The following is a 2,857-nucleotide window of genomic DNA, read 5'->3' as shown; positions in this document are numbered from 1 at the left end:
GATGCAGCTTCTTTGGATTAACCTGGTGACAGATGTTTTTCCAGGCCTTGCTCTTTCCCTTGAGCCTGCTGAACTTGGCATTATGCAGGAACCACCGAGAGATACACAAAGACCCATTATGGATAACAACGATTTTAAAAGACTTTCTTTACAGGCTTCGGTTATTTCTGGAGCTTCTCTGCTTCCTTATATTTACGGCCTGGCGAGATATGGTCGTGGTCCTAAAGCTAGTACTCTTTCTTTCCTTTCCCTTACTGCTGCCCAGTTATTACACACATTGAATTGCCGCAGTGATAAGCTCACTTTTCTTGAAAATGCAGCTCTTCCCAAAAATCCACATTTGGCCAAGTGTATGTGGGGCACAGCGGCAGCACATAGCTTATTTTTCTTGCCCCCGATTAGAAAGATTTTAGCACTAAGTCCTCTGGGGCTAATTGATATGGCACTAGTGTCAGCTACGTCCTTTGGTTCCTTATTTGTCAATGCTTTCTTAAAAAAAGTTACCCGAGAGGGGAATTTATGAGAAAAAACTTTATTTTCACTTCAGCTTCGGTGACAGACGGTCATCCAGATAAACTTTGTGATCAGATAAGTGATGCCATTGTTGACCGTTTTTTACAGCAGGACCCTCTGGCTTCTGTTATTGCCGAGTGTGCGGTATCTCAAGGACTTTTATTTCTGGCAGTTAGATTTTCTTCTATAGCTTTAATAGATGTGCCTTATGTGGCTCGCTGGGTAATAAATGAGATAGGCTATCGTTCCCCAAATTTCAGTGCCCGTAATTGTACCATTCTTACTAGCATAAACGAACAACCTCTTGATGAAGAAAGGCGCGTATCTGATGAGGAGCTTGACGATGAAAAAATAGAACGCATTAAAGTGCGCAACCAGGGAAATGTATTCGGCTATGCTTGTGACCATACGCCATCTCTTATGCCGCTTCCCATTGTTTTGGCCCACAAACTAGCCAGGCGTTTGACCACAGTTAGACTATCTAACTTGTTACCTTATCTTTCGCCAGACGGTAAAACGCAGGTGGGAGTAGAATTTCGTGATGGGCGGCCATATACCATATCTTCTTTAATGATTCTTGTTTGTGTTACGGAAAAAGTTAATGAACAAAAAATTAAAAAAGATATCTGGGAGCAGGTAATTGAACCTGCCTTTCAGGGTGAAGAAATCAAACCTGATAATAAAACATTTGTTGATATTCGTATTATCTATGACCCTCAGGGTTGTGGCCCTATGCTTCATTCTGGGCTTACCGGACGCAAAAATGCAGTTGATACTTATGGTGAATATGCCCGTCACAGTGGAGCGGCTTTAAGTGGTAAGGACCCTACACGAATAGATAGGGTAGGGGCTTACGCAGCGCGATATGCAGCCAAAAATGTAGTGGCTGCAGGACTTGCTCGAGAGTGTGAAGTACATTTGAGTTATGCTATTGGCCGTTCACGACCAGTGAGTATTACGGTAAATACTTTTGGGACTGGAATTATTCCAGATGAAAAAATAGAAGAACTTGTAAAGAAACATTTTGATTTTAGGCCAGCTGCTATTCAGAAAAAATTTTCTTTACGCAAGCTACCATCACTCTATAAAGGTGGCTTTTATCAAAAGCTTGCGGCTTTTGGGCATATGGGGCGTATGGACCTCGCTGCTCCCTGGGAGATTACAGATAAAAAAGACCTCCTCAGAGAGGAGGCCTAACTAAGGGAGGTGAAGCAGGGAAGGCGGGCAGTTTCTATATAATCAGGCTTAAAAAAGAAAGCCCAGTTCCTCTTAAAACGTGATCTGATACCAAGCCAAATATAGCCCTTCCAGCTTGTTTTCCTATTTTTTCTACATGTTTTTGTAAAACCGTTTCACAATTAGCAGCTAAATGACTATTAAAGTAACCTTCTTTTTCCAGAGCTTTAATTATCTCTTCAGCATCAATAATTGCTGGATTATAATTTATTACGATGCTGCCAGTAAGAATGTTAGTAGTGACTGAAGTTACCCCTCCCAGATGCATTATAAAATTTTTTACCAGATCAGCTGCTGCCCTGTTATTTTTAATTATTGGCGTTCGCAGACGAATTCGTCCTTTTACCTTGTGTAAGTAATAAGACATCTTTTTCCTCCTTCTCTAAAACTGTTTTTAAATAAGTGGAGCACTCTGGATATCTGGAGCAACGCCAGCGTATGAACTTTTGAGTTTTCATGTAAACATACATTTTTTGTCCACAATGAGGACAAAGAGGCCTTTTAAGGAAATTAGGTTTTGATTTTTCGGTAAATTGTCGGTTGCAAACCAGACAACGATAGCGTTGTAAACCGTCTCGAGTTTTTCCATAGCGGTTATATGCCTGGGACCCACAAAACGGACATTTTATTACTTTCGCTTCATTTTCCATTTGGCTAAAACTTTAGAAGGAATTTTTGAAAGAAAAGTTTAGTTTTTTTGACAATTCGGTTACAAATTTAAGTGGCTCTTTAAAATTTGGCGAAGAATCATATTTTTGAAACAAGTATAGACAAAAATAAATTATGGAGTCCATTATGGCAGACTTAAAGATAAAAAGAGTCCATACGCAGGACCCTGAAAAATTAAAAGAGATTTTTGAGACCAATTTTGGCCCTAAAGCGCAAAAATATGGGGTCAAAGTTAAGTGGGAGGGGCTTAAAGCAAAACTAGATGGCCCTGTGAAAGGAGAACTTCGCATTGAACCAGAGCAAATTATTCTTGAAGCCAAGCTTAGCTGGACGGCCAAGCTTTTTAAAGGAAAGATTGAAGAAGAAATCAACAAAACCCTTGATGAGATTTTAGCCTAAATTTTTGACGTGTAAAAGTTTAGACTTTATCTGACAGTCA

At 40.0% G+C, this 2,857-nt stretch carries 5 protein-coding genes; 3 read left to right on the top strand and 2 right to left on the bottom strand.

What is annotated here, in order from left to right; translation table 11 throughout:
- Both TH606_RS10315 and metK read left to right on the top strand, forming a co-directional pair.
- On the top strand, positions 1 to 523 hold a 523-nt coding region (locus TH606_RS10315), incomplete at its 5' end, for a cation transporting ATPase C-terminal domain-containing protein (RefSeq protein WP_068543720.1).
- Positions 520 to 1,710, top strand: coding sequence for a methionine adenosyltransferase (metK, locus tag TH606_RS10310; protein WP_068543716.1), 1,191 nt, complete (start codon positions 520 to 522; stop codon positions 1,708 to 1,710). The genes TH606_RS10315 and metK, both read left to right, overlap by 4 nt.
- Positions 1,711 to 1,744: 34 nt before the next feature.
- On the opposite strand, the gene TH606_RS10305 is transcribed toward metK, so the two are convergent.
- Both TH606_RS10305 and TH606_RS12160 read right to left on the bottom strand, forming a co-directional pair.
- Positions 1,745 to 2,116, bottom strand: coding sequence for an HMA2 domain-containing protein (locus TH606_RS10305; protein ID WP_068543713.1), 372 nt, complete (start codon positions 2,114 to 2,116; stop codon positions 1,745 to 1,747).
- The gene (locus TH606_RS12160) at positions 2,058 to 2,399 is read right to left on the bottom strand and encodes an IS1/IS1595 family N-terminal zinc-binding domain-containing protein (RefSeq protein ID WP_082863623.1); all 342 of its coding nucleotides are present in this window, start codon (positions 2,397 to 2,399) and stop codon (positions 2,058 to 2,060) included. Before TH606_RS12160 ends, TH606_RS10305 begins: the two co-directional genes overlap by 59 nt.
- A 145-nt stretch (positions 2,400 to 2,544) precedes the next feature.
- On the opposite strand from TH606_RS12160, the gene TH606_RS10300 reads away from it, so the two are divergent.
- Positions 2,545 to 2,817, top strand: a complete 273-nt coding sequence (locus tag TH606_RS10300) for a polyhydroxyalkanoic acid system family protein (RefSeq protein ID WP_068543710.1) — start codon at positions 2,545 to 2,547, stop codon at positions 2,815 to 2,817.
- Positions 2,818 to 2,857 lie beyond the last annotated feature (40 nt).

The organism is Thermodesulfatator autotrophicus (genome assembly GCF_001642325.1).
GTDB lineage: Bacteria > Desulfobacterota > Thermodesulfobacteria > Thermodesulfobacteriales > Thermodesulfatatoraceae > Thermodesulfatator > Thermodesulfatator autotrophicus.
Note: the sequence above shows the minus strand (reverse complement) of the source record. Positions and strands in the feature narration are given on the sequence as shown.